The sequence below is a fragment of the Dolichospermum sp. LEGE 00246 genome (assembly GCF_015207865.1).
GTDB lineage: Bacteria > Cyanobacteriota > Cyanobacteriia > Cyanobacteriales > Nostocaceae > Dolichospermum > Dolichospermum heterosporum.
On sequence record NZ_JADEWA010000009.1, the window covers coordinates 24,048 to 31,333 of the forward strand.

A 7,286-nucleotide genomic window follows, 5' to 3' on the forward strand; every position below is an offset into this window, starting at 1 on the left:
TTTCTTTAACTTTATCTGCGTCAATGCTCACCAAAATTAACAACATTCACATTTTCAATCAGAAAAGTAGAGAGTAATATATATGGGTACTTTGCAACAAAGCCAAAGCAAAAAAACTCAAGCCACTGCCAAACAACAAGCCACATCTAATAAGAACTGTGATATCCATCCAGCGGAAGAAATACAAGAAATGTTTGGTAACCAGGCACTGGGTCGCCTAATTGAGTCGCAAAGCTCCCAAGATCAGCCAACAGATAATTCCCCAAACCTACTTCTCAAACAAATTTCAACAGCTAATAACTCCCCTCTACAACGTCGGTCTTTTTTTCGCGGTCTTTCCCACGAGTTAGCAGGTAATGGACAAGGTTATCTGGTGCAGGCCAAGCTGACAGTTAACCAACCAGGGGATAAATACGAACAGGAAGCTGATAGAGTAGCTGCACAAGTAGTTAAACAAATTAATCACCCTATTTCCCAGCCATCAGCTAACCCAGAAGCAGTCCATAGCCAAAAATTAATGCGAAAGTCGGTGTCATCTCCTCAGCCTATCGCGGGGGGAATAGCAACCACACCACACTTAGAAACAGCCATTAAACAACAACAGGGTCAGGGGCAGCCTATCTCGGAGGATATTCGGGAACCGCTAGAAGAGTCATTTGGTGCTGATTTGAGTGGTGTCAGGGTGCATACCGATGACCAGTCAGATGAATTAAATCGCTCCATTCAGTCCCTTGCTTTCACAAAGGGAAGGGACATCTTTTTTAAGCGGGGCGCTTATCAACCCAGAAGTCTTAAAGGGCAGGAACTCCTAGCCCATGAATTAACCCATGTTATTCAGCAAGGGGGGCAAGGACGGCTTGTACAGCGTAAAGATGATGACAAGCCTAAACAGACACTAAAGAAATCTAAAGGTGGAATAGATATATCAAAAGATGTTACTGGAGAAATAGGAATCTTTAAATTCACTTCACAAAATCTGGAACATAACGATGCTCAAGATGCTCTCAAAGGCGATGGCACAGTTATTATTCCAGATCTCAATAACACTACTGCTAGTGTGAGTGGGATGGTGGTTGATAGTGAAGGCATTGATTGGGATAAAATTACCGTTAAAACCCAAGATATTAAATTAGGGGAAATCGCCACAATTACGAATATCCAAGGCAACATTCTTGGCAAGAAAAAACAATATCAATCGGACGTTTCTGGAACGTTTGGGGTTGATCTTAGTTCACAAGGTCTTCAGGCAAAAACAAGCGGCACAGTCAATATTACTTATGCGGCAGGAACATGGAAATATGCGATTACAAATGGTTCCATAAGTGCGACGATTGACAATATTTTTAAGCTTGATGCAACAGAGATAAATTACGACAATATTAACAAATCTATTGGCATTCTCAAAGCGAGTGTCATCATTCCAGAACTCAACAACACCTCAGCGGCGGTAGAAAAAGCTCAGATTGATAAAAACGGCATTGATTGGCAAAAAATCATCCTGAAAACCGATGATATTAAATTAGGAAATTTTGCCGAAATTAAGAATATCAAGGGAAGTATCCTTGGGAAGAAAGACCAATATAAGTCAGATGTTTCTGGCAACATAGGAATTAATCTGAGTTCCACCGGAGTTGGCAAGGTAGAATCCGGTGGAGATGTAAATATTAACTATACAGCCGGAACATGGAAATACGCTATTAGCAAAGGTTATCTCAAGGCAACAATTGACGAAGTATTTAATCTGGAAGCCAAAGGGATTACCTATGACAATACCAATGAATCCCTCGCATTTGAAACAGCGAGTGTCATCATTCCAAAACTCAACAACACCTCAGCGGCGGTAGAAAAAGCTCAGATTGATAAAAACGGCATTGATTGGCAAAAAATCATCCTGAAAACCGATGATATTAAATTAGGAAATTTTGCCGAAATTAAGAATATCAAGGGAAGTATCCTTGGGAAGAAAGACCAATATAAGTCAGATGTTTCTGGCAACATAGGAATTAATCTGAGTTCCACCGGAGTTGGCAAGGTAGAATCCGGTGGAGATGTAAATATTAACTATACAGCCGGAACATGGAAATACGCTATTAGCAAAGGTTATCTCAAGGCAACAATTGACGAAGTATTTAATCTGGAAGCCAAAGGGATTACCTATGACAATACCAATGAATCCCTCGCATTTGAAACAGCGAGTGTCATCATTCCAGAACTCAACGAGACATCGGTTAAGGTAGAAAAAGCTCAGATTGATAAAAACGGAATTGATTGGGATAAAATCACCGTCAAAACTAAGGATATTAAATTAGGGGAATTCGCATCAGTTAGTCAGCCTACAGCAACCATCGGTGGCAAGAGCCAGCAATATAAATTAGAATGTGCCGGAGCAGTAGCAGTAAATATTGGCTCCAAAGAAATTGTTAATGTCAAATCAAGCGGCGACCTTAAGATTATTTACCAATCCGGTAAATGGGACTATGAAAGCAAGAATCTATCTCTAAGTGCGACAATCGCCGACATCTTGAATTTTGAGGCGAAAGGTATCAACTATGATCATGAAAAGAAATCCCTGACCTTAAGCCAAGCTAGTATCACTATTCCAGAACTAAAAAACATATCGGCGGAGGCGAAAAATGCACGAATTGATCACAACGGGATTGATTGGGATAAAATCAGCGTCCCAATGCCAGAAATTCCCCTGGGTGAAATTGTAAAAATTAAAGAATCTAAAGCCAGTATTGAAGGTGCAAAACAAAAATATAGCACCATCATTGGTGGCGGTCTAGAATTAAAGTTTGGCGATTACTTCCAAGCCACAGGTACAGGTGCTGTCAAACTTGATCGAACTGTTTCACCTAGTCAACTCAAAATTGAGAGTGCCAAACTTGAAGCTCAGGGCAAGGTAGAACTACCTGGTAAATTGATGGTGTGGCCAAGTATTGATTTCAGCTATCCTATTGTCCCAGGCTTAGAGGCGGGGGTTCAGCTAGGCATTAAAGGTGGCATTGAGGGTGCGTTGAAAGGTGCAATAGCCAAAAATGGGACAAACCAAGATTGGGATTTTGCCGTTAACCCAGAGATCAAAGGATACTTAGCGGTTAGCTTAAAAGCTTTTGCGGGTGTGGGAAGTGCCTACATTGCCTCATTACAAGCATACATAGAAGGGCTATGTCGTGCTGATGCAATTGGGGGTCTGCAATTTAGCGGCAAATTTGGATATGACGAAAGTACCAAGAAAATCAATGCAAGTAAATTGACATCGAAATATTATGCTGAAGCCAAATTTACGGCTGAGATTGCTGCTGGCATTCAAGCTCAAGCATTCTACTTCTTCAAGAAAAACCTATACCGTATCACTATAGGTAAATGGGAGTTAGGTTCTGGTAATATTGGGGGCGATATTAAGATTGATGAGGATGGTAAATTAAAAGTTAGTTCACCTACATTCGGTGGAGTAATGAAAGGTGAGATTGAGAAAAATGGCACAGGTCCAAAAGGTGAAATAATTGCCGTCGCCGAAGCACAAAAATTGTTACGGGATGCAGCACAATCCATTGAAGGCAGTGGGGAAGAACGCCAAGCAATTATTAAGAAAATTGAGGTTAAATACAAGGAGGCAATTAAGGTAACACAAGGTGTTATCGACAAGGAGGTAGAAAAGAGCGATAAATGCGTCGATCAGCTAGACAAAATTAATAAAAAGTTATCGCGCTATAGCAATGTATGGAAGAAATTGAATGGGGATAAAAATGAACCTATCAAGAAAAGGAACATTATTAAACAAGTAGCCTCTGGCATACGGCACTCAGATAGTGTACATCAAGCCAAAGAGATATTGAACGAAGGCGGCACGACATTACGAGGAAGAAATAATAAAGATTACTTGAGCAACAAAATCAAAACAGCAAGCGATCTTTGGGACAAAATTAGCGACAAATATGATGTACACTACGCGAGGTATCAAGATGCGGTCGCAGCTATCAAGCAATCAGTTGCTGTGCTGGCAGATGTTGAAGCCGCTATTCAAAACATTCAAGCACTAGAGCAAGGAAAAGGCATTGAGAATATATCTACTATTGAAAAAGAGCAAAAAATACTAGATTCTGCTCAAGAAAAATTAAAGGAAGAGAGTATTAAGCTAGATATTTCATCCATTGAGAAACAAGTTTCTGAGTTGGAAGATATCGAAACTTGACAAGACAAAATTACGTTTTTAGGTGAATTTTTGTTAACAAAATAGTTCACAAAGTTACACTAAAATCTAAGCAATAACCTATCGTTTACTTTGGTGAATCACTAATGCTTCTGAAAGCTACAGAGTCTGTACTCAAAAAACAAGAATGGCAGTTTTACGATCTAGGTAACGCCACACTAAGGATTGATATCAATGGAGAAACTGCAAATTGGATTGTGATTGTAAAATGTGTGGATGAGTATCAGCAATTTGTGGCTTACTCAGTGTGTTCTAATAAACCCCTTGTGGAAAAGTACACTGTTATACAGGAGTTCTTAACACGGGCTAATTTTGGTTTAAAGTTCGGAAATTTTGAATTTGATTTACGAGATGGCGAAATTCGCTTCAAGACAAGCATACAATTTGCTGGCGAGGTTCAACCAGAATTAATGATTGAGCAATGTTTATTAATCAATATTATGACGATGGATCAATATTTGCCTGGGATTTTACAGGTGATGTTTACGGATATTTCTCCAGCAGCGGCGATCGCCCACATCGAAGATTCTGAAATAGATACATTATCTAGTGAGATTTAGAAGCAATCTTTAATTAAGATTATTTCCAGTTTACAAAAACAAGGAGAAAGGATAATGGCAGGAGGAGGCACTTCTGCCAATAAACTATTGAAGTCATATTCAACATCTCTGAGTTTTCATTTTATTAACTTTGGTTCAAATCTTAAAAACTATTCTTGTCATTCAAAAATTCTGATGACAATACAAAAAAATTAGAATACTTATGCTCCTGGGAGAGAAAGTCCATATCAACCAACTATTACTATTATTAAAACAGTTAGACGGACTATTAGAAACTGCAATCATAGCCGCTCAAAGTGCCTATGGCACAGATGCGGAAAACAATTCCTATCGAGGAATACAAATCAATGAAGAAGAAGTAGAACGGTTACTAGAACGAAAACCAGGAATCCCCTTATTATATACAGAGAATTTTCAGCAATTTCCCTCGGATGTTGTTGAAACAGATTCCCCTCTCGCATGGCTTCAGAAAACTTTTGAGTTATCAGACTTCGATATCAATATTATAGCGATCGCACTCGCCCCAGAACTTGACCGCCGTTACGAACGCCTTTACGCCTATCTCCAAGATGATGTGCGTTGCAAACGACCAACTGTAGATCTAGCTCTAAATTTACTCTGTACTTCAGCAATAGAAAAACTTGCGCGGCGGGTTAACTTTAGTGCAGATGCGCCTTTAATTCGTCACAGTTTACTGCATCTTTTCCCCGATTCTCATCAAACAGATCCACCCCTACTTGCCCATAACATTAAACTTGATCAGCAGGTAATTCAACTGCTATTAGGAGAACCGGGAATTGATGGCAGACTCGTTTCTTTTTGTCAATTAATTACGCCTAAATTTCAGTTTGATGACTTGCCTTTAAAACCTGAAATTAAGCAAGGTTTAATATCTTTAGTCAATGCCAATTGGTTAGCAGGTAAAACCCTAAATTTATATTTTCAAGGTGAGGACATTTCTGGCAAAAGTCATACCTCTGAAGCCATTGCTAATTCATTACAAGTACCTTTATTAATAGCAAATTCGACGAGAATATTAGCTGCTAAAGCAGAGTTTCAATTTACTATCAAACTATTATTTCGGGAAGCTTGGTTTAAAAATGCCCTGCTTTATATCGAAGATTTAGATGTTTTGCAAACTCAAGAAAATACTATTTTATATCAAGAGTTTCTCAAGGAATTAACAGAATATTCCAGAGTTACTATTTTAGCAGGTATTAAGCCTTGGGTAAATACGACAACTAAAGCCATAGAAGTGATCACAATTCCTTTTGTGATGCCAAATTTTCAACAGCGTCGTTTTTACTGGGAAAATTACTTGCAATCCGTAGATATTACTCTGGATGCTATAGACTTGGATAGTTTGAGCGATCGCTTTCGTTTGACTTCTGAACAAATTGCTGATGCTGTGACAAATGCTAGAAATCAAGTTCGCTGGCAAGCCGCGGTATCCGAGTTTCCTAATTCCCAATTTAGCCCGCAAAAACCTATAACATTAACTGATTTATTTACTGCGTCCAGAGGATTATCAGGACAGGATTTAGCAACCTTGTCTCGGCATATTCAGCCTAAATATAGTTGGGAAGATATTATATTACCAGATCACCAAAAAAATCTATTACGAGAGATTTGCAATCAAATAAAGCATCAACATTTAGTTTGGGAAGAGTGGGATTTTGAGAGTAAGATATCACTAGGGAAAGGGTTAAATGTCATGTTTTCTGGAACTCCGGGAACAGGTAAAACCATGGCAGCAGAGATAATTTCTCAAGAACTCCAGCTTGATTTATATAAAATTGATTTGTCCCAAGTAGTTAGTAAATATATTGGGGAAACAGAAAAGAACCTAAATCGGATTTTTACCGCAGCTACTAATGCTAATGCTATTCTTTTATTTGATGAAGCAGATGCCCTATTTGGTAAGCGCAGCGAAGTGAAAGATGCCCATGATCGCTATGCTAATCTGGAAATTAGTTACCTATTACAGAAAATGGAAGAGTATGAAGGCATAACTATTCTTACCACCAATCTCCGCATGAATATGGATGATGCTTTTGTGCGACGACTCCGGTTTATTATTGAATTCCCATTTCCCAGTGAAAAACAACGATATCAAATTTGGCAGAAAATATTTCCTAAAAGTGCACCCTGTAGTCCTGAATTAGATTTAAATTTTCTCGCCCGTAATTTTGAACTCACTGGGGCAAATATTCGTAATATTGCTTTAACCGCAGCTTTTTTAGCCGCAGATGATAACAATCAAATTGAAGTAGCTCACTTAATTCAAGCAGTACGTCGTGAATATCAAAAGATGGGTAAAATCATCAAAAACAAAGAATTAGGGGTAGAAACAGCTAAATAATTTCTACCCATAACTATCCATATATTACTGTTTGTCTAAGTCTTCAATAAGTTGATCAACAAAATCCCTTAACCGTTGCGGCCAGTCAGGGACGGTTTTAATTTTCTCCCTTTGCCCTTTCCGACCTTTAAAACAAATTGGTTGAGCGTCT

3 protein-coding genes are annotated in these 7,286 nt (G+C 38.7%); all 3 read left to right on the forward strand.

Going from position 1 to position 7,286, the window contains the following annotated elements:
* Positions 1–82 precede the first annotated feature (82 nt).
* The 3 genes from IQ228_RS01385 (at position 83) to IQ228_RS01395 (ending at position 7,135) form a co-directional block, all read left to right on the forward strand.
* Positions 83–4,195, forward strand: coding sequence for a DUF4157 domain-containing protein (locus tag IQ228_RS01385; protein ID WP_193961995.1), 4,113 nt, complete (start codon positions 83–85; stop codon positions 4,193–4,195).
* 104 nt (positions 4,196–4,299) lie between these two features.
* The gene (locus tag IQ228_RS01390) at positions 4,300–4,773 is read left to right on the forward strand and encodes a YbjN domain-containing protein (protein WP_051424299.1); all 474 of its coding nucleotides are present in this window, start codon (positions 4,300–4,302) and stop codon (positions 4,771–4,773) included.
* A gap of 202 nt (positions 4,774–4,975) precedes the next feature.
* The gene (locus tag IQ228_RS01395) at positions 4,976–7,135 is read left to right on the forward strand and encodes an ATP-binding protein (protein WP_071992773.1); all 2,160 of its coding nucleotides are present in this window, start codon (positions 4,976–4,978) and stop codon (positions 7,133–7,135) included.
* The last annotated feature ends 151 nt before the right edge of the window (positions 7,136–7,286 follow it).

What these genes read in the sequence shown, in the direction of transcription:
- IQ228_RS01385 (WP_193961995.1), top strand. Translation starts at nt 83, where the DNA reads ATGGGTACTTTGCAACAAAGCCAAAGCAAAAAAACTCAAGCCACTGCC.
- IQ228_RS01395 (WP_071992773.1), top strand. Translation starts at nt 4,976, where the DNA reads ATGCTCCTGGGAGAGAAAGTCCATATCAACCAACTATTACTATTATTA.
- IQ228_RS01390 (WP_051424299.1), top strand. Translation starts at nt 4,300, where the DNA reads ATGCTTCTGAAAGCTACAGAGTCTGTACTCAAAAAACAAGAATGGCAG.